Source organism: Leifsonia sp. YAF41, from assembly GCF_052113185.1.
Lineage (GTDB): Bacteria > Actinomycetota > Actinomycetes > Actinomycetales > Microbacteriaceae > Cryobacterium.
This window is the reverse complement of sequence record NZ_JBFRCS010000005.1, coordinates 173,567-192,142: the sequence shown is the minus strand read 5'-3', so window position 1 is coordinate 192,142 and position 18,576 is coordinate 173,567. Positions and strand designations below refer to the sequence as shown.

Annotated in this window: 16 protein-coding genes; 5 read left to right on the top strand and 11 right to left on the bottom strand. The window is 65.1% G+C overall.

Annotated elements, in window-relative coordinates; genetic code table 11:
• Positions 1 to 80: 80 nt before the first annotated feature.
• The 7 genes from AB4Y63_RS06815 to AB4Y63_RS06785 all read right to left on the bottom strand — a co-directional run bounded on the left by AB4Y63_RS06815 (position 81) and on the right by AB4Y63_RS06785 (position 9,692).
• Entirely contained in the window at positions 81 to 1,169 is a 1,089-nt protein-coding gene (locus AB4Y63_RS06815) for a peptidase C39 family protein (protein ID WP_441790289.1), read from the bottom strand.
• Positions 1,170 to 1,220: 51 nt separating this feature from the next.
• Positions 1,221 to 2,804, bottom strand: coding sequence for an ATP-binding cassette domain-containing protein (locus AB4Y63_RS06810; protein WP_441790288.1), 1,584 nt, complete (start codon positions 2,802 to 2,804; stop codon positions 1,221 to 1,223).
• Positions 2,801 to 3,655, bottom strand: coding sequence for an ABC transporter permease (locus tag AB4Y63_RS06805; protein WP_441790287.1), 855 nt, complete (start codon positions 3,653 to 3,655; stop codon positions 2,801 to 2,803). Before AB4Y63_RS06805 ends, AB4Y63_RS06810 begins: the two co-directional genes overlap by 4 nt.
• On the bottom strand, positions 3,652 to 4,641 hold the full coding sequence (locus AB4Y63_RS06800; protein ID WP_441790286.1) for an ABC transporter permease: 990 nt from the start codon (positions 4,639 to 4,641) through the stop codon (positions 3,652 to 3,654). The genes AB4Y63_RS06805 and AB4Y63_RS06800 overlap by 4 nt, the downstream gene beginning before the upstream one ends.
• A gap of 6 nt (positions 4,642 to 4,647) precedes the next feature.
• Complete coding sequence (locus AB4Y63_RS06795) at positions 4,648 to 7,335, bottom strand: ABC transporter substrate-binding protein (RefSeq protein ID WP_441790285.1); 2,688 nt, start codon at positions 7,333 to 7,335, stop codon at positions 4,648 to 4,650.
• Between the two features lie 102 nt (positions 7,336 to 7,437).
• Positions 7,438 to 8,769: a M20/M25/M40 family metallo-hydrolase gene (locus AB4Y63_RS06790; RefSeq protein WP_441790284.1), complete on the bottom strand. Its 1,332-nt coding sequence runs from the start codon at positions 8,767 to 8,769 to the stop codon at positions 7,438 to 7,440.
• Positions 8,770 to 8,963: 194 nt separating this feature from the next.
• Complete coding sequence (locus AB4Y63_RS06785) at positions 8,964 to 9,692, bottom strand: TetR/AcrR family transcriptional regulator (protein ID WP_441790283.1); 729 nt, start codon at positions 9,690 to 9,692, stop codon at positions 8,964 to 8,966.
• Between the two features lie 144 nt (positions 9,693 to 9,836).
• Between AB4Y63_RS06785 and AB4Y63_RS06780 the strand changes: the two genes are divergently transcribed.
• Positions 9,837 to 10,208: a DoxX family protein gene (locus AB4Y63_RS06780; RefSeq protein ID WP_441790282.1), complete on the top strand. Its 372-nt coding sequence runs from the start codon at positions 9,837 to 9,839 to the stop codon at positions 10,206 to 10,208.
• A gap of 9 nt (positions 10,209 to 10,217) precedes the next feature.
• On the opposite strand, the gene AB4Y63_RS06775 is transcribed toward AB4Y63_RS06780, so the two are convergent.
• Positions 10,218 to 10,613: a DUF805 domain-containing protein gene (locus AB4Y63_RS06775; RefSeq protein WP_441790281.1), complete on the bottom strand. Its 396-nt coding sequence runs from the start codon at positions 10,611 to 10,613 to the stop codon at positions 10,218 to 10,220.
• A gap of 342 nt (positions 10,614 to 10,955) precedes the next feature.
• Positions 10,956 to 11,771 (bottom strand): MBL fold metallo-hydrolase, encoded by an 816-nt coding sequence (locus AB4Y63_RS06770; RefSeq protein WP_441790280.1) that lies wholly within the window; start codon positions 11,769 to 11,771, stop codon positions 10,956 to 10,958.
• A gap of 128 nt (positions 11,772 to 11,899) precedes the next feature.
• On the opposite strand from AB4Y63_RS06770, the gene AB4Y63_RS06765 reads away from it, so the two are divergent.
• A complete protein-coding gene (locus AB4Y63_RS06765; protein ID WP_441790279.1) occupies positions 11,900 to 12,604 on the top strand; it encodes an NUDIX hydrolase in 705 nt (234 codons plus the stop codon).
• A 193-nt stretch (positions 12,605 to 12,797) separates the two neighbouring features.
• On the opposite strand, the gene AB4Y63_RS06760 is transcribed toward AB4Y63_RS06765, so the two are convergent.
• Both AB4Y63_RS06760 and AB4Y63_RS06755 read right to left on the bottom strand, forming a co-directional pair.
• Complete coding sequence (locus tag AB4Y63_RS06760) at positions 12,798 to 14,435, bottom strand: ABC transporter permease (RefSeq protein ID WP_441790278.1); 1,638 nt, start codon at positions 14,433 to 14,435, stop codon at positions 12,798 to 12,800.
• Entirely contained in the window at positions 14,432 to 15,373 is a 942-nt protein-coding gene (locus AB4Y63_RS06755) for an ABC transporter ATP-binding protein (RefSeq protein WP_441790277.1), read from the bottom strand. The genes AB4Y63_RS06760 and AB4Y63_RS06755 overlap by 4 nt, the downstream gene beginning before the upstream one ends.
• A gap of 290 nt (positions 15,374 to 15,663) precedes the next feature.
• Here AB4Y63_RS06755 and AB4Y63_RS06750 point away from each other — a divergent pair, with 290 nt between their 5' ends.
• The 3 genes from AB4Y63_RS06750 to AB4Y63_RS06740 all read left to right on the top strand — a co-directional run bounded on the left by AB4Y63_RS06750 (position 15,664) and on the right by AB4Y63_RS06740 (position 18,529).
• Positions 15,664 to 16,848 carry an acetyl-CoA C-acyltransferase gene (locus tag AB4Y63_RS06750; RefSeq protein ID WP_441790276.1) on the top strand — a complete coding sequence of 395 codons (1,185 nt, stop codon included), beginning with the start codon at positions 15,664 to 15,666 and terminating at the stop codon, positions 16,846 to 16,848.
• Positions 16,848 to 17,594: an enoyl-CoA hydratase/isomerase family protein gene (locus AB4Y63_RS06745; protein WP_441790275.1), complete on the top strand. Its 747-nt coding sequence runs from the start codon at positions 16,848 to 16,850 to the stop codon at positions 17,592 to 17,594. The genes AB4Y63_RS06750 and AB4Y63_RS06745 overlap by 1 nt, the downstream gene beginning before the upstream one ends.
• A 125-nt stretch (positions 17,595 to 17,719) precedes the next feature.
• A complete protein-coding gene (locus tag AB4Y63_RS06740) occupies positions 17,720 to 18,529 on the top strand; it encodes a 3-hydroxyacyl-CoA dehydrogenase family protein (RefSeq protein WP_441790316.1) in 810 nt (269 codons plus the stop codon).
• The last annotated feature ends 47 nt before the right edge of the window (positions 18,530 to 18,576 follow it).

Here is an 18,576-nt window from a genome sequence, read left to right as displayed (position 1 = left end):
AGCGCGCGCCAACCGTGTGAAGACGACTATAGCCCAAACTGAACGATCGGTAAGTACGTGTTGGCGTGTGTTTTTTCGCCCTACGAAACTCGCTCTGTGCGCTCAAGGAAGATGATGCCGCGGTAGGCGGCTTCCCCGAACGCGTTCATCAACTCCACATCGGCGAACGAAATAGGCAGGTCGTGAGAGTCGACCCAGGTTTCGCCGTGCTCGGAATCGATCCAGGGGTCCTGGAACACGAGGACACCATCATGCACCGAGTGAGCAAGCACCCAGTGAGGTACGGAGGAACCGTGCATGGGCTTCTCGTCGATGAGAAGCAGGGCGAGCCAGCCGCGCGTGACACGTTCCGCGATCTCTGCGATCGAGATTCGCTCGCGAGACACCGCGACCCCTTGCTCGTCGGCCAATTGAAGTGACTCGGACTGTAGCAATTCTCGGTAGAGACGCTCCGCGTCGGTGTCGAAATCTTCGAGGAGAACCGCGCCCTCGTGGTCGAGGTAGACCTCAATCCGTCCGCTTGCCTCATTCTTCAGATGGGCGTCTAGCGCCACCGCCAGACCGACTGGTTCACACGCCGGAAAGTTCGTTGCTACGCGCCAGAAACCGAGTTCGGTGAGACGGTTGCGCTCGAGGTCAGAGGGAACAAACGATGCAACGCCCACCATTTCGATCGCGGTCAAGGCGGCCACGGCGCCACAGGTGAAGTCGGTGGTTTGCGCGTAGTAGGGGTTGTGCAGGGGAGACCACCCATTCACCCACAAGGCCAATCCGCGCACGCCTTCGGTGCCGGCGCCCGAGAGGTAGGGTGTCGGCAGCACGTCGAAACCGAGGTCGCTGGCGAATGCCGGTGCCTCGTTCGCGTGGGCAAACTCCCACTTCACCGCCGCATCGCCACGGAGTCTCGACCGCTCGATGATGCTGTGAAGTAACTCTTCACCGTCGGCCGCAGCCTCGAACCACACGTCGACAATCTTTGTGTAGGCGCTGTGCGGCCGCGACGTCACGACGGCCGCGGCCAGCGGGGAGTCGTCCCGCTCCAGGAGGAGAACGGTTCGTTCGTAGTAGGGATGTTCGCGGTGCCACGCCGCGGCGCGCTCGGCGCCGATCACTGACGTGAGTTCTGCAGCCGTGACGGTTCGAACCGTTGAGTGGGTGAGAGAGGTCATCTTTGGTCTTTCGGGAATGGAACGGGCGATGGATTGAGAGCGTCGCGGCAGCTAGTTGCGTTCGCGACCTGACGCTGCGACCAGTGACTGGGTGTAGGCATGCTGAGGGTCTCCGAGTACGGTCGACGTCTCACCCTCTTCGACGATCACTCCGTCTTTCAGCACATAGACACGGTCTGTCACCTGACCGACAACGGCAAGATCGTGCGAAATGAACAAGATGGAGATTCCGAGTTCGGCACGCACCGACGAGAGGAGGTCGAGCACCTGGGCCTGCACGGAGACGTCGAGTGCTGAGACTGACTCGTCGCAGATGAGTAGCCGAGGTGATGGCGCCAGTGCGCGCGCAATCGCGATTCGCTGGCGTTGGCCTCCGGAAAGCTCGGAGGGGCGTTTGGTCGAAAACTCCGGAGGGAGTCCGACGAGGGAGAGCATCGCTGCGATGTCGCTCGCGGGGCGTTTTGCAACGGCCAGCGCTTCGCGAAGAATCTGTCCGATGGTCATCATCGGGTTGAGTGAGGAGTACGGGTCCTGAAAGACGATCTGCATCTGTTCGGGCGTCCGGCTGCGTCGGCCCGGTTTCAACTCGGCTCCGGCAAAGACGATTCGGCCGCTGTCCTCCTGCTCGAGGCCCGCGATGCAACGCGCGAGCGTTGTCTTGCCAGAGCCGCTCTCGCCGACGATTCCGACGGATTCGCCGCGTTCGACACGGATGTCGACACCGCGCAGCACCAGCCGGCCGCCGAGACTCTTCGTGAGAGTATGAGCGGCAACCAGCTCATCGGCGCTGGCGTCAGTTCGTGATGGCGAAGCGAGGGGGAGCGGCGAGAGAGCGGGATCGGCGTCGAGGAGCGCCCGGGTGTACTCATGCTCCGGTGCGCGCAGAATGCGCGAGGTCCCACCGCGTTCGACGACCTCGCCCGCTCGCATGACCAGCACCTCGTCACTGCGCCCACGCACGAGACCCAGGTCGTGGGAGATCAAGAGAACCGACATCCCGCGACGGTCCTGCAAACGTCGGAGGAGATCAAGAATCTCGCCCTGGTTCGCCGCATCGAGTGCCGTCGTCGGTTCGTCGGCGATCAGCAGGGTGGGGTCAGCGGCAAGCGCGGCGGCGATGGCCACGCGCTGCCTCATTCCGCCCGACAGCTCATGGGGGTACGAGGTCGTCACCTGAAGCGGCAGATTCACTTCAGCGAGTCGTTCCCCCACCCGTGAGGCGAGCTCTTGGGGCGAGATTCTGCGCTCGCTCGCCGATTGGAGGGTCATCGCGATCTGGGCTCCGCAGCGGTGAACCGGACTCAGGCTCGTGAAGGGGTCCTGCAGGAGGAGCGAAACTCGGCGCCCGCGCACGGCGCGCCAGCCGGCATCCGTTCCCGGAAGCTCAATCGTCACCCCGCCGAGATTCACTTGCCCGGTCGCCGTGACGCCGCGAGGAAGCAAGCCCGCAATCGCCTTGGCGGAGAGAGTCTTTCCTGACCCTGACTCGCCGATGATCGCGAGGGTGCTCGACGGTGGGATGGCGAAGTCGAACGCTTCGACGATCTGACCGCGCACGCTTGAGACGGTCAGCCCGGTCACGCTCACGCCAACGACATCGGTCCGGGTGGGGATGGTCGCGAATTGTGTGGTCACTTTCGGCCCGTCTGTGTCAGGCGCTGGCCGAACCAGTCGCCAAGGAGGTTTGCCGCGCACGCCACGGCGATGATGAGCACGGCCGGAACGATCGCGGCTGCCGGATTTTCCATCATGAATGCCCGCGAATCGGCGAGCTGGCGGCCCCAATCCGCCGAGCCAGGCGGAACGCCGACGCCCAAGAACGAGAGCGACGAAAAGGTGACCAGTGCAAAAGCCACGTTGAGCATGCCGTTCGTGATGATCAGCGGAGAAACGTTCGGCAGGATGTGCCGGAACATGATGCGCCAGGGAGAAATCGAGAGCATCCGTGCCGCCTCGATGTAGGGACGGTTGGCTTGCTCGAGCGCGCCGGCCCTCACGATTCTGATGTCTGACGGAGAGAACAGCACGATCAAAAGCAGAACGGTCATCCAATAGCCCGCGCCGAACACCCCAGCGACGACGATCGCGGCCAACAGGATCGGCAACGAGAGCAGAAGATCCGTCCAGCGCCCGATGAAGAAATCCAGCGCGCCTCGTCGGTAGCCGGCGATGGTTCCAAAGAAGATCCCCGCCGCCATCGAACCCGCCGCGACGCAGACCGGCCCGATCAAGGCGGATGCCGCACCCGCGATCGTCATGGCGAGAACGTCGCGTCCGAGTTCGTCGGTTCCGAGCAGGTGTCCAGGGCTGCCCGGAGGAAGAACGCCGCTCAGGATGTCCTGTTTCGTCGCATCCGGGGCGAGAACGCCTCCGAGAAGGATTGCGCAGAACGCGAGTGCGAGGAGCGCAACTGACAGAATCACGGCAACCGGCGTCCGGCGATTGCCCAATGAGAGGACCAGTGGCGCTGTTGCGGTGGCGCTCATTGTTTCGCTCCTCGTGCACGCACGCGCGGATCAAGAAGGAGGTAGGCGACATCCGCGACCACCGCAATGAGGGCGATCACAAGCGCCACGAGCAACGTCAGCGCCTGCACGACGGCAATGTCCTTGAAGAGAACAGAATCGCGAAGCAGGGTGCCGAGACCCGGCAACGCAAAGGTCGTTTCGGCGAGGACGGTGCCACCGACGAGGAATGTCAGCACGAGGCCTGCTCCGGTCACGATCGGGATTGCAGCATTGCGAAGCGCGAGGGACTGCACTCCCCGATCGGGAATGCCCCGAGCCTTGGCGAACGCCACATAGTCGGACTCAAGCTCACGCACCATCGCCGCGCGGCTGAGTTTCAGAATGACGGCACCGAGACCCAGTGCCAAGGTGATGGCCGGGAGTACGAGGTGGCGTGCGGTGTCAAGCAATCCGTCGCCGCCACCGTAAACCGGAAAAATCGGGACGTAGTACGCGAAGAGATACAACAGCATCATTCCGATCGCAAAGGTGGGCGCGCTCATTCCTACAATCCCCAAAGCGGATGCCGTGCGATCGATCCACCCTCCGGAATTCACCGCGCTCCGCACACCGAGCGGGAGCGCAACGAGCAGCGCCAGGAGAAAGGCGAGGCCGCAGAGTGCTGCCGTGATTCCGAGCCGACTGCCGATTGCCTCAGCGACCGGAACCTGCAACCGGATCGATTCGCCGAGATTTCCGGTGAGCGCCGAGGAAAGCCAACTCGTGTATTGCAGCAAGGGAGGATCGTCGAGGTGATACCGGGCGCGAATCCCGGCCACGGCTTCGGGTGTGGCCGGTTGGTTTCCCAGCAGGTTCTTGACGATGTCGCCCGGCGCTAAGTGCATCATCGAGAAGACCAACACCGACAAAACGAAGAGGATTGCGATCGTGCCGAGGAGACGTCCCGCGATCAGCCGCGCGAGAGTGCGCGCAAGCTGACCACGGGGCGAAAGAGCGTTCGTCATTCTGGCTTAGCCGACCCGATAGAACGAAGCCGGCCAGGAGGAGAGGAACGCGAAGGAACTGTAGTCTTTCATGCCGAGCGTCTTCGAAAACGCTGTTGCCGACTGGCCCCACCACAGGGGAACGTTGATGACGTCGCGGGCCTGCAGCGTTTCGGCCTGCACCAGGAGGTCGATGCGCGCTGCCGGATCGACCTCGGCGTTGGCCTGCGACATGAGCGACGTCACCGCGGCGTTGTTGTAGTTCGAGATGTTCTCGTCGCCGAGCATGTAGCCGGAGACCTGTGCCGGGTCACCGAGGGTGGAGAAGAACCACATCAGTCCGACGCCATACTCACTGCCGGCATCGAGACTGGCGAGCCACTCCTCGATCGGAACCTCACGGACGTTGAGCTTGACGCCGATTTTTTTGAGGTTCTCGGCCAGCGACTGTGCGGCGGTACCGAGCTGCGGGCCCGTTGACGGGTAGAGGATCTCGGTCTCGAAACCATCGGGATACGCCGAGGCGGCCAGTGCCTTCTTCGCAGCTTTCAGATCGAAGTCGTACTGGGGAATCGTGCCCAGAAGCTTCCGGGCTTCCTTCGGGGTGTACACCTCGCGAAGCGACTCCGGGGTTGCGATCGCCGTGGCCACCTCTCCGCGCCCATGCAGGAGCGTATCGACGACGGCGGTGCGGTCAATGCTGTGAGCGAATGCCTCGCGCACCTTCACATCGTCAAAGGGAGCGAGCGCAGTGTTGAAATACATTCCCACGTACGACAGGTCACTGGCGTACTTGACGTCCATCTGCTCGATGCTTTCCCATTGGTTGGCCTGAGCGAGGGGCACGTTGAACGCCATGTCGATCTCACCGGATTGCGCGGCAAGGAGGCGTGTGCTTTCGTCGGGAATGAACTCGACGTTGATGCTCTTCACCTTCGGTTCGGTACCCCACCAAGTGTCAACGCGCTCGAGGCTCACATGAGAATCGGGCACGAACTCGGTGATCTTGTAGGGGCCGGAACCCAGAAGCAGCGTGCTGCTCGTGCCGATCTTTCCGTCGGCGGCCTCCCAGAAGGCCTGCGACGTGATGAATGCGCCGCCACCGGGACTCATGTTCTTGGCGAAGGTGGGGTCTGCCGCTGCCAGGGTGATCGTCACCTCGTGCTCGGCCGACTTCACCACCGATTTAACCCCGGCGAAGTGATAGGCGTTGGCGGGCGATACCGTGTCGTCCATGGTCTTTTCGAGACTGAAGACCACATCGTCGGCGGTGACAGGCGTGCCGTCCTGGAACTGGGCATCCTGACGCAACTCATAGACATAGGTGAGTGGGTCGGGTTGGCTCCAGGACTCGGCCAGGCTCGGCTGCAGATTGCCGTCGGCATCGAGGGCGACAAGCCCTTCCTGGGTGATGGATGCGATGTAGTAGTTGAGGATTCCGTCTTCTTGGCCGACCGAGAGATTGCTCAGCGAACCGGGGAGCGCGACGGTGACCATCTCGATGCTGGCGTCGGAACTCGGAGCGGCTCCTCCGCCGTCGGCCGGCGCCGCACAACCCGCCAACAAGGCGAGCGTGGAGGCAGCCGCGACTGTTCGGAGGGTGGTTCCCAGAGCTATGGTGCGAGGCGACTTTGCCAAAATTGCAGTCCTTGCTGTGAATGAGATCGGTTGGGAAAAGGGCGGTGCCGAGAATCGAGAGTGAAGCGAGTTGCCGTTGCGGCGCTTCAACGGTGCACAGGTCTGCGCTGCAGAGCCGGACATCCATTTCGCGCCGCTCATCCTGGCCAGGAGCTGAAGGGCGACGGAGACGCTGGGGATGCCCTCTGCATCGATCAGCGTCGTTGCGCTCACTCGGCGGCGCAGGTTGGGGGAGAAAGGGCGAAGTTCAACGTCGGCGGGCACCTGTAGACCGCTGAGCGCGAGCTGGGGAACCAGGGTGCAGGCGAGATCGTTGCTGACGAATGCCAGCGCCGTCGACGTGCTTTCCGTTGAGTAGTGAATCTGGGGGGTGAAACCGTGTTTACGACCGAGCGAGGGCAGCAGGTTCTCTGCCATGGAAGAATTGGCGACCCAGCGGATATCGCCCAGGTCGGCGAAATCAAGGCTGTCGAGCACCGCGGCCGGGTGAGAGGCCGGGATGGCGGCAACGAGCTCGTCCGAGAACAAGAACCGTGAGCGCACGCCGTCTTCGGGCCGGCTCTGCACAACGGCGCTGTCGGTCAGAATGTACTCGTAGGTCAGAGCGATGTCGGCAGCGCCGTCGCGCACCAGGCGCAGCGCCTCGGCGGGTTCTGCCTCGATGAACCGTGCGGTGATGCCCGGAAACTGGCGTTCGATGTTTCCGAGAAGCTCGGCGACAAGCGTGCTCGAGGCATCGGGAAACGCGGCAATCCGGATGGTTCCGGCGTGGAGTCCGGCGAGCTCGGAGATCTCACTCGCCACTGCGACGAGGCTGGCGTTGATGCCCGCCGCATGCCGGGCGAGGAGCACGCCGACGTCGGTCAGGCGGATTGTGCGCCCCGACCGGGCGAGCACGTTCATGCCGATGCGGGTTTCGAGGCGTTGCAGGTGCTGGGTGATCGCGGGCTGGCTGTAGCCGAGCTCAAGCGCCGCACCGGTGATGGAGCCGGTGTTGTTGATGGCTTGGATGATGCGCAGCGAATGCAGATCGAGTGCTCGCATGAGTGGCTCGAGACCATCGACAACATTGTTCATAACGGAATGCTATATGAACCCGTTACGACTTAATGTAACAAGATGATATCGACGGATGGGCGTGGTCGAGCAGGCGCAGTGCCCGTCACGGCGAGCAGATGGTCAGTAGCTGTGCAACAGATCCGTGAGCACCGCGTGGCCGAAGGTCAACGCGTCGAGCGGAACGCGTTCGTCGACGCCGTGGAACATTCCGGGGAAGTCGAGCTCCGGAGGAAGGCGCAACGGTGCGAACCCGAAGCCTTCGATGCCCAGTCGCACAAGTGCAGAGTTATCGGTACCGGCGGGCAGCAGATAGGGCAGCACGGGAACCCCGGGGTCGTGCCGGCCCAGCGCGGCGGTCGCCGCCGTCGCGAGCGGTCCGTTGAAGTTTGATTCGATCGCGACGTCTTGGTGAACGATCACGACCTCGATGTCGGGGCCGACGATCTCGGCGATCAGAGCGAGGGTTTCTTCTTCATCGCCAGGGATCGCTCGAATGTCGACAAGCGCTTCCGCGCGGTCAGGGATGACGTTGTGCTTGTTTCCGGCCTGCAACACGGTGGGATTTGTGGTGGTACGGAGGCTCGCGAGGATGAAGCCCGATGCGGTGCCGGTCGCCAGTGCGAGCTCGTCGGGGGCGACGAGCTGAGGGTTGACCTCGAGGATGCCGGCCAATTCCTCGAGTAGCTGCCGAGTGGTTTCAGTCAATCGAATCGGCCACTCGTAGGAGCCGAGGGCCGCGACCGCACGCGCGAGTTTTGTCACTGCGTTGTTCGAGATCAATCGTGAACCGTGGGCCGCGTCGCCGCGGGCGATGAGCTTCACCCAGATCAGCGCCTTCTCTCCGGTCTGAAGAAGGTAGGCGCGTTTGTCTCCGACCATGATCGAGTATCCGCCGACCTCGCTGATCGCTTCCGTCGCCCCGGCGAAGAGCTGGGGGTGGTTCTCGACGAGATAGTGAGAACCGAAGACGCCGCCCGCTTCCTCATCGGCGAAGAAGGCCAGGATAAGATCGCGTTCGGGCGCCTCTCCGGCAGAAATGATGTCGTGGACAGCGGCGATGATCATGGCATCCATGTTCTTCATGTCGACGGCGCCGCGACCCCAGAGCAGCCCGTCTTTGATCACTCCCTCGAACGGATCGACGCTCCAACTCTCGGGATCTGCAGGCACAACGTCCAAGTGTCCGTGAACGACAAGTGCGCTACGGGACCGATCGCGGCCGGCAACCCGCGCGACGACACTCGTGCGGCCCGGTGCTGAATCGACGAGCACGGGTGAGAGGTTGAGCTGACGCAGTTTGTCTGCCACGTACTCGGCGGCATCCGACTCGCCGTTCGATCGTCCTTCGCCAAAATTGCTGGTGTCGAAGCGGATGAGATCGCGCGCGATCTGCGCCGTGAGGTCCAACTGCATGTTCGGGAGTGTGCGGTCGCTGGGGGGCTGCTGTGACATGGGAACGGACTCCGGGGTGAGATGGTGAGATAGCGGGGAGTGACGCCCCGTGACAGGTACAGGGACGAACGTACATCCTCGCGACGAGAGGTGTAGCAGCCGTCATCCAACCTCATTCGACGGAGGTTCTTGTGCCAAATGGATGGCGTCGCGCCGCGTGGCCCGGAATTGCGCGGGACTGCGGGGGTCGCGCTCTAGATCTCCGTCGAATGGGAAGGGGCGGTGGCAGGTGTGGGGGTGGTGACTTGGCCTGCGGGGCAGGCCAGTGGCACGCAGGACATCGCCGCGAAGAGGTCCGAGCCGCGCGGGGGAGTGGGCAATGGGGCCGCATTCTCGGCGCTGAACGCCTGCAGCATGTAGGCCACGAGACGGCGCCAGGTGTCGGGCGCGGCGTCTCCCGTGGCGCCGATCACGCCGGCGTTGGCCATCAACAGCACGATCAAGTCGGTGTCGGAGAAGTCGGAGCGCAGGCGTCCGGATGCCTTGGCGCGGCTGATGAGCGTGGTGAATCCACGGAACGCGCGTGTGCGTTCGGCCTCCAGTGCCGTCGCCGTCGGAAACGTCGTGGTGAGCACGGTGGTGAACCCGTGGTCGGCGGCCTGCATCTCGCAGACCTTCTCGACGTAGGAGCAGAATCCGGCCCACGGGTCGGGGTCGGTCAGGGCAACGTCGACCGCGTCGGCGTAGGCGGTCATCCGGCTGACGAAGGTGTCGGCGATCAAGTCTTCCCTGGTCGGGAATCGGCGGTAGAGCGTCGCGATGCCGACTCCCGCGCGCCGGGCGACTTCGGCCATCGGGGCGTCGAGGCCCTGCTCGGCGAAGACCGCATGGGCGGCTTCGAGCACTTTCTTGCGATTGCGCTCGGCATCCACGCGCAGGGCGTGCTCGGCGACATCCGCTGAATCACGCCCCGGGGGAGTCATAAAACAATTCTACTCAGAACCGGAATAGGCGCTCCGTTTTGCCTGTTAGCCTCAAGCGGACGTAATCGGAACATAGCTTCCACTTACGCCGACTCTCTGCTCAGCCCCTGCGGACCACTGGGTCCTCCCGATCGAAAGTCACTGATGACCATTTTCCTGTGGATCCTGCAAGCCCTTCTCGCCGCCATGTTTCTGATGGCCGGCACGATGAAGGCGACCCAGCCCATCGACAAGCTCGCGCCGAAACTGCCGTGGGTGACCTCGTACTCGCCGGCCACCGTGCGATTCATCGGCATCGCGGAACTGCTGGGGGCTATCGGCCTGATCCTGCCCGCCGCGACAGGCATCCTGCCCATCCTCACTCCGGTCGCAGCCGTCGGCCTCGCGATCATCATGATTCTGGCCAGCGTGTTCCACCTGCGCCGCAAGGAGTACTCGGGTATCGCCTTCAACGTTGTGCTGCTGATCGTGATGCTCGTTGTCGCGGTCGGGCGCTTTGCTGCAGTTTCCGCCTAAGCCGAAAGGTCAGTTCGAGGCTGGTCGCTCGCTCGCGGCGGACTCGGGCTTCGACGGCTCACAGAAACGGATGATCAGTACGATCAGGCCGGCGATCGGCACGAGGATCCAGAACAGCTCGGTCCACCGGCGGCCGATATCGCGCAGTCGACGCACCGAGACGGCGAGGGTCGGCAGGAGGACTGCGATCGCCCAGACCGACGCCAGGCTCGAGCCGATCGAGATCACGCCGTTCGGCGTCGCGAAGTTGAACGCGCCCAACGCACTGCTGACGAGCGACGTGAAAAGGATGAACCACCAGAACTCGGGCCGGCCGGCGCGGCCCTCGAACTCCGCATACTTGCGAAACACCGTGCTGATCGCGGTGCCGAACGACATCGCGGGAGGTGCTGGGGGCTGCGTCATGGGGGAATTCTACCGACGGGTCAGTGTCTCGGGGAGTCGGCGGCGAGTTGAGTGGAGGTTCGTCGACCCGTGGGCTCGTGGTGCCCGTGCGCCACTGGCTTAGGCCCGCAGTCTCGGCGCGGTGTATACCGGTGGGCGCGGGGTAGAGCGCGCCAGCGGGGATACACCGCGCCGGGCATGGGTGGGGCACATGAATGCCACTCTCGCGAGTCGATTGTCGCGATCGGCGGGGGCGGCGAACCGTGGCGAATGACCATTTCTTGGCGCGCGAAATGGTGATTTGGCACGGCTCGGCGGGATCTGCGGGCTCGGCGGGATCTGCGGGATGTGCGGGAACGCGCGCTAGCGGTCGCGCAGGTACGCCAGCTGCGTGCGCACAGATGCCTCGGCGGCGAACCGCACCGAGGCATCCGTGTCGGAGTAGACCAGGTCGGTGACCTGCGCGACCGTGGCGTCGGGACCCAGCTCGGTCAGAGCCTGCCGCACCTGGTCGAGCCGCTCCCGCCGATGCGCGAGGTAGGCGTCGCAGATCGCGGCGAGGTCGGGCAGCGTCGGGCCGTGGGCCGGCAATACGGTGGCCGGGCCGAGCGCGCGCAGCGTTTCGAGCGACGCCAGGTACTCGGCAAGCGTGCCGTCGGGGTGCCCGATGATGGTGGTGCCGCGACCGAGCACGGTGTCGCCGGTGAGCACCGAGCCACGCGGCCCGTCGTCGGGCAGTTGGAAGCACACGGAGTCGGCGGTGTGACCGGGCGTCGCAAGCACGCGGATGCGCGTGCCCGCCGCCTCGATCAGCTCCCCATCGGTGAGCGGCTCGCCGTTGACGCAGAATGCCCGGTCGAACGCACGCACCGGTGCACCGGTCAACTGGGCGAACTCGACGCTCGCCGCGGTGTGGTCGGGATGCTGGTGGGTGATCAACACGAGCTCGACGGGCCCGGCAGCGGCAAGTTTCTTCAGATGTGACGCGTCGATCGGGCCGGGGTCGACCACGACGACCGAGCTCGCTCCGGGTGCGGCGATGAGATAGCTGTTCGTGCCATCGAGCGACATCGGGCCGGGATTCGGTGCAAGCAGGCGGCGGGTCAGTGGGCTCGACTGTTCAATTGCTCCGGTGCTGCCGCCCGGGGTCAGGGGGGTTTCGGCCGCGTCATTCTGCATGTCGAGCAGCCTAACGCCGTCGCCGCTGCCCGCGTTATGGTGGGGGAAAGCGGCACAGCACGTAGGCGTAGGGCACAGACAACGAGGACTGAGGCACAACGATGGCGCGAGAATCTGAAGCAACCCCTGTGACAGCTGCAACGCGTCTGCCCGCCGACGCTGAGCATCCGGTCGCTGCGACAGTGGTCTTGATGCGTGACGGCGTTGACGGCGTCGAGGTTTTGATGCTGGAACGGCCGCACCATCGCGGCTCGTTCGCGGGCGCGTGGGTGTTTCCGGGCGGCGGAGTCGACGATGAGGACCGGCGCGAAGATGACCCGGCGGATGTCGCCGAGGAATCGTTGGCCCGCCGCAGCGCGGTGCGTGAGGTGCGCGAGGAAACCGGGCTTGAATTGGCGACCGATGCGTTGGTGACCGCCGCCTGCTGGACCCCACCCGCCGAGGCTCCCCGTCGGTTTCGCACCTGGTTCTACTGGGCGGTGGCCCCGGCCGGCGACGTCGTGATCTCGCCGGAGGAGGTCGTCGACCACGTCTGGATTCGCCCGAGCCGGGCGTTGGAGCGCCATGGGGCGGGGGACTTCATGCTGGTTCCGCCGACCTGGGTCACTCTCTACGACCTCGCGCAGCACGCCTCAGTCGAGGCCGCGCTCGCCGCGGTGCGTGCGGTGGAGACGCAGATTTTCAAAACGCGGATCGGCAGCAATGAACAGGGCATGGTGCTGTATTGGCAGGGCGATGTCGCGCATGCCGAGGATGGCTCGCTCGAGAGCGTGGGCGGGCGTCACCGGCTGGAGGTCGGGGCGTTGCCCTGGGTGTACACCCGTTCGGACTGATCTCTCGGAATCCCGGTGATCGAGCGATCCGGTGATCGAGCGGCCCGGTGATCGAGCGGCCCGGTGATCGAGCGGCCCGGTGATCGAGCGACCCGGTGATCGAGCCTGTCGAGATCTAGCAGGCCAATCTCGGGGCGTGGTTGCGTTCCAGGATCGGGCGGCGGGGGTCTCGACAAGCTCGACCACCGAGGACCTAGTTCGTCTGCAACTCCCGCCGCCGCATCAAGAACACCGCGACCAGTGCGGCGGCGATCGAGATGACCAACATCGTGATGCCGCCGCTCCAATCGATGGCGCCCTGAGTCGGAACCGGCGTGTGGGTGAACGGCGAGATGTTACGCATCCAGTCGGGCAGGCCGATCAGGCCGCCGAAGACACCGAACATGACGCCGATGCCGACGAGCGTCCAGCCGAGCGCGATCGTGAGGCCGGGAAGCAACACGAAGACCAGGGCGAGCACGCCGAGATAGATCAGGGCGGCAGGCAACTGAGCCGCGGCGGCCGCGAACATGTCGCCGGCGCTGGCCCCACTGTTGTCACTCGCAGCGATTCCCAGCGCCCCGACGATGGCGCTCACGAGAAGCACCAACACGATCGAGACAGTGCCGAGCACGAGGTAGTCGACCAGCCAACGCACCCGAGACACCGGTGACGACAGCACCAGCTCGGCGGTGCCCAGGGCCTCTTCTTGGCGCATCCGAATCACCACCTGGGTGGCGCAAGCGGCCGCGAGGATTCCGGCCAGACTGAACATGGTCGTGATCAGAATCTGGGCCGACGACTCCTGCCCCCCGGGCACGAGCTTCTGCAGGATCTGCTGCAGTGTCGTGTCGTTCGCCGCCGCCTGCTCGATGAGTTTGGTCAGGATACCGGCGAGCAGTCCAAAGATCGCACCGCCCACGCACCAGCCGACGAGCGTCGGCCACTGCAGCCGCCAGGCCAGCCCGAGTGACGTCGAGAGCGCGGGCCGAGCCGTGATCCGTCCGGCCCGCCCCGGAAGCAGGCTCGCCCCACTATCGCGACTCGCCTGCAGGAGGAAGACCGCTGCGACGCAGATGGCGGCCAAGCCCAGATTCAGCAGCAACGGGGTCAGATCGTTCTGCGTGTACGCACCGGTGTGCTCGCCCCAGCCGATCGGGGAGATCCAACTCGGCCAGGCCGCCGTGACAGTGAGGCCGTCGGCCGACGCGGTGCCCAGCGCGTCGCCGAGTCCCCGCACGATGTAAGCCGCGCCGACAAGCCCGGCCGCGACCGCGTTGGCTCCGCGAGAGGTGATCATGAACTGCGCGGCGAGCAGGCCGACTCCGAGAAACGAGATTCCGGCGGCGGCGACGGCGGCCCCCGTGACCAGCGAGCCGGTGGCATCCAAACCGCCGGCGATGAAGCCGAGGGCGATCACGAGACCGAGAACGAGGTTCGCCAGCACGCCGTGGATGAGTGTCGCCACGGTCGGCAGGGTGCGCGCGGCCGGTGTCGACGCGATCAGCTCGGCCCGGCCTGTCTCCTCTTCGGCGCGCGTGTGGCGCACGGCGAGGAAGGTGCTCATGAAGCCGGCGAGCAGCGCCAGAAAAGTGAAGATCTCGAAGAACACGAACGCGTCGAGGCTGGTGCCCTGGGGGAGCCCGCGCAGCATCAGAATGGCCGGGTTGGCGACCGCGAGACGGATGATTCCGAGGCGTCCGGTTTCGTCTCCATAGGTCTGTTCGACCGAGTTGGCCGAGAAGAGACCGAGCAGACCGATGCCGAGAATCCAAATGATCAGCTGGATGCGATCGCGGCGGATCCGTTGCAGAAGCAGCACTCTCAGCGTGTGAAACGTGCCCGTTTTCATCGGGCCGTCGCCCCTTCCGCGGCTTCGGCAGCGGCGAGCTCGTCGCCGTAGTGACGCAGGAACAGCTCTTCGAGTGACGGCGGAGCGATCGTCAGCCCCTGAACGTTGAGTGCGGACAGCGCCGGCAGCAAGCTCGCCAGCTTCTCGCCCTCAACGGTGAGATGGATGCGCCCGCCCACGGTCTGCACGTCGGCGACACCCGGCAGGGCGGTCACCTGCGCCAGGTTCATTCCTTCGCTGAAGAAGGAGACCTCGGTGCGGGTCAGGCGTCGCAGCTCGGTGAGCGTTCCCGATTCGACACACTGACCGGCCCGGATGATGCTGACCCGATTGCAGAGCTGCTCGACCTCGGAGAGGATGTGGCTCGACAGCAGCACCGTCGCCCCCGCCGCCGACACGGTGCGGATTTCCTGGTTGAACACGGTCTCCATGATCGGATCGAGGCCGCTCGTCGGCTCGTCGAGGATGTACAGCTCAGCGGGGGTGGCGAGGGCGGCGATCAGGGCGACCTTCTGCCGGTTGCCCTTCGAGTAGGTGCGGCCCTTCTTCGACGGGTCGAACTGGAAAACCTCGACGAGTTGGGCCCGACGCTTGGCGTAGGCCGCCTTGTCAACGGTGCCGCCGCGCAGCCGGCTGATCAGGTCGATGGCCTCGCCGCCGGTGAGGTTCGGCCAGAGGTTGACGTCGCCGGGCACGTAGGCGATGCGCCGGTGCAACTCGACGGCGTCATCCCACGGGTTCCGTCCGAAGACGGTGGCCTCGCCGCTCGTCGCGCGGGCCAGACCGAGGAGCACTCGGATGGTTGTCGACTTTCCGGCCCCGTTCGGGCCGAGAAAACCATGCACGTCACCCGCCGAGACAGTGAGATCCAGGCCGTCGAGTGCAACCACCCGGCCGAATCGCTTCGTCAATCCGCGGGTTTCAACGATTGTGTCCATGACGTGACGCTACGCCTTTTTGGGGTAGTGGGAAGAGAATTCTTGTGCTGTTTCGTTGCAGCTTGTGCCGAAATTCCGTTGGTCGAGCTTGTCGAGACCAGGCGAGCCGATGTCGGGAACGTGGTTGCGTTTATGGTCAGGCGCGCGTGATTTCGACAGGCTCAATCACCGACAACAGGCGCCCGGTTGACGGGGCGGCGCACGCGTGACACTCTTTACAGAACGAACGGTCAGTAAGTGAGCGGGTGCGAGAATCCCAACACGACAGTTCCCAACAAGGTAATGGAGCCATGGCGGAAGCATTTGTAGTGGGCGGCGTCCGAACCCCGATCGGTCGATACGGGGGAGCGCTCGCACGCGTGCGCCCTGATGACCTGGCCGCGCTGGTCATCCGTGAACTTGTGGCGCGCACCGGGGTTGACCCGTCGGCCATCGACGATGTCATTTTCGGTGACGCCAATCAGGCCGGCGAAGACAACCGCAACGTGGCCCGCATGGCCGGCTTACTGGCGGGACTCCCGGTGACGATTCCCGGAATCACCGTCAACCGTCTCTGCGCGTCCGGTCTCTCCGCGGTGCACTTGGCCGCGAGCATGGTCAAGTCGGGAGAGGCCGACCTGGTCATCGCCGGCGGCGTCGAATCGATGACCCGCGCACCCTGGGTGCTGGCCAAACCCGAGAAGGCGTTCGGCAAGCCGGGCGAGATCGTCGACACCTCGATCGGCTGGCGCTTCGTCAACCCGAAACTCGCGGCGCACGACAAATACACGTTCAGCATGTCCGAAACCGCTGAAGAAGTCGGCGTGCAAGAAAACATCAGTCGAGCGGATGCCGACGCGTTCGCGTTGCGCTCCCACCAGAGGGCGATCGCCGCCGCGGCTGCGGGTCATTTCGACGAGGAAATCGTCGCCGTCGAGACCCCGACGGGCGTTTTCAGCGCCGACGAAGGCCCGCGCGCCACCACGACCTTGGAGATTCTGGCCGGGCTGCGTCCGGTTGTGAAGGGCGGAACGCTCGTGACCGCCGGCAACGCGTCGTCGCTGAACGACGGCGCCGCCGCCATCCTCGTCGCCAGTGAAGAAGCGATTGCGCGCTTCGGCCTGACCCCGCGGGCGCGCGTGATCGGCGGGGCATCCGCCGGCATCTCGCCCGAGGTGATGGGGCTCGGGCCGGTTCCCGCCATCCAGAAACTCATGACGCGCACCGGCTTCAGCCTCGACCAGTTCGACGCCATCGAACTCAACGAGGCCTTCGCCACCCAGGCGCTCGGCGTGATGCGCCGGCTCAACCTGCGCGATGAAATCGTCAACGCCGACGGCGGAGCGATCGCCCTCGGGCATCCGCTCGGCGCCTCGGGAACCCGTATTCTCGTCACCCTGCTCGGCCGCATGCAGCGCGAAGGCGCCAGTCACGGCCTCTCGAGCATGTGCGTCGGTGTCGGCCAGGGCGCGGCCCTCGCCATCGAGGGAGTCTGATGGCGAATTACACAACCCTGCTCGTCGAGACGGATGCCCCCGACCGGCTGCACATCCGGCTAAACCGGACGGAGTCGCGCAACTCGATCAACCAGCAAATGGTCGATGAGCTGCACGCGGTCTGTGCCTCGCTTGAGCACGTTCCCCGGGTGCTGATTCTGTCGGGCTCGAACGGCGTCTTCGCGTCGGGCGCCGACATCGCCGAACTGCGCGACCGCCGACGGGACGACGCGCTCGCCGGAATCAACTCCGCCCTCTTCGTGCGCATCGCCGGGCTGCCGCTGCCCGTGATCGCCGCGATCGACGGCTGGGCGCTCGGCGGAGGAGCCGAACTCGCCTACGCTGCTGACTTTCGCATTGCCAGCACGACCGCCAAGATCGGCAACCCTGAAGCGGGCCTCGGCATCGTCGCGGCGGCCGGCGCGACCTGGCGCCTCGTCGAGTTGGTCGGGGAGCCGTTGGCCAAGGAGATCCTGTTGGCCGGACGCGTTCTGAACGCCGAGGAGGCACTCGCGGTGCGCCTGGTGACCGAGGTGCACTCCGCTGACGGCTTGACCGCCGCGGCTCATGCGCTCGCCGACCGAGTCACAGCGCAGGACCCGACGGCTCTGCAGTACACGAAACAGTTGATCCACGCACCGCGCGAGGCGCACCCCGTTGCCGACAATGAGGCGCAGGCCGTGCTGTTCGAATCCGAACAGAAGTTTGCCCGGATGACCGCCTTTCTGGAGAGGAAGAAACGATGAGCGAGGCTGTTGCGCCGGATTCGTTGAACCCTGGCGCGCTGGACCTCGGCGCGCAGGACCGTGGTGCGCCCGTGTCCGGCGTCCCGGCCGTCCCGGAGCGGGTCGGCGTCGTCGGCGGCGGTCGGATGGGCGTCGGAATCGCCCATGCATTCTTGCTCACCGGCGCCCAGGTTCTCATCCTCGAGCGTGATGCCGAGGCCGCCGAGCGCGCGCAGGCCGCGCTGGTGACGGCAGCCCGCCGCAGCGTCGAGCGTGGAACGACCGCCGAAGACGAGAGCGCCTTGCTGGACCGCATCGACGTGACGACCGACGCCGGCGCGCTCGGTGCATCCGGCCTGGTGATCGAAGCCGTGCCCGAAGACCTCGAGCTCAAGGTAGCCATGCTCACGAGGATCGAAGCAGTGCTTGCCGATGACGCCTGGCTGGCCTCGAACACCTCGTCGCTCTCGATCGATTTGCTGGCCGCCACCCTGAAGCGTCCCGAACGCTTCTGCGGACTGCACTTTTTCAACCCGGTGCCGAGCTCAACGCTCGTCGAAATTGTGACCGGTTCGGCGACATCCGCTGGGCTGACGGATGCCGCACGCGGCTGGGTGCAGGCCATCGGCAAGACCCCGATCGTGGTGAAAGACTCCCCGGGCTTCGCCAGTTCGCGGCTCGGCGTTGTAATCGCGCTCGAAGCGATCAGGATGCTCGAAGACGGCGTCGCGTCGGCCGAGGACATCGATACCGCGATGGTGCTCGGCTACAAGTTTCCGGTCGGCCCGCTGCACCTCACCGACCTGGTCGGCCTCGATGTGCGGCTCGGCATCGCCGACTACTTGCACTGCACGCTCGGCGAGCGCTTCGCGCCGCCCGCCCTGTTGCGGGAGAAGGTCGCCGCCGGCCACCTCGGACGCAAGACCGGTCAGGGCTTCTTCACCTGGTCGGAGTGAGCGGGCCAGCCTGCTTCACATCCCCTCCTCGCTCCTCCTAGCTCCTC

Excerpts from the sequence above, each read along its gene's own strand:
- AB4Y63_RS06780 (WP_441790282.1), top strand. The coding sequence starts at position 9,837 with ATGACCATTTTCCTGTGGATCCTGCAAGCCCTTCTCGCCGCCATGTTT.
- AB4Y63_RS06755 (WP_441790277.1), bottom strand. The coding sequence starts at position 15,373 with ATGGACACAATCGTTGAAACCCGCGGATTGACGAAGCGATTCGGCCGG.
- AB4Y63_RS06770 (WP_441790280.1), bottom strand. The coding sequence starts at position 11,771 with ATGCAGAATGACGCGGCCGAAACCCCCCTGACCCCGGGCGGCAGCACC.
- AB4Y63_RS06740 (WP_441790316.1), top strand. The coding sequence starts at position 17,720 with ATGGGCGTCGGAATCGCCCATGCATTCTTGCTCACCGGCGCCCAGGTT.
- AB4Y63_RS06760 (WP_441790278.1), bottom strand. The coding sequence starts at position 14,435 with ATGAAAACGGGCACGTTTCACACGCTGAGAGTGCTGCTTCTGCAACGG.
- AB4Y63_RS06790 (WP_441790284.1), bottom strand. The coding sequence starts at position 8,769 with ATGTCACAGCAGCCCCCCAGCGACCGCACACTCCCGAACATGCAGTTG.
- AB4Y63_RS06745 (WP_441790275.1), top strand. The coding sequence starts at position 16,848 with ATGGCGAATTACACAACCCTGCTCGTCGAGACGGATGCCCCCGACCGG.
- AB4Y63_RS06805 (WP_441790287.1), bottom strand. The coding sequence starts at position 3,655 with ATGAGCGCCACCGCAACAGCGCCACTGGTCCTCTCATTGGGCAATCGC.
- AB4Y63_RS06750 (WP_441790276.1), top strand. The coding sequence starts at position 15,664 with ATGGCGGAAGCATTTGTAGTGGGCGGCGTCCGAACCCCGATCGGTCGA.
- AB4Y63_RS06795 (WP_441790285.1), bottom strand. The coding sequence starts at position 7,335 with ATGAACAATGTTGTCGATGGTCTCGAGCCACTCATGCGAGCACTCGAT.
- AB4Y63_RS06775 (WP_441790281.1), bottom strand. The coding sequence starts at position 10,613 with ATGACGCAGCCCCCAGCACCTCCCGCGATGTCGTTCGGCACCGCGATC.
- AB4Y63_RS06785 (WP_441790283.1), bottom strand. The coding sequence starts at position 9,692 with ATGACTCCCCCGGGGCGTGATTCAGCGGATGTCGCCGAGCACGCCCTG.
- AB4Y63_RS06815 (WP_441790289.1), bottom strand. The coding sequence starts at position 1,169 with ATGACCTCTCTCACCCACTCAACGGTTCGAACCGTCACGGCTGCAGAA.
- AB4Y63_RS06800 (WP_441790286.1), bottom strand. The coding sequence starts at position 4,641 with ATGACGAACGCTCTTTCGCCCCGTGGTCAGCTTGCGCGCACTCTCGCG.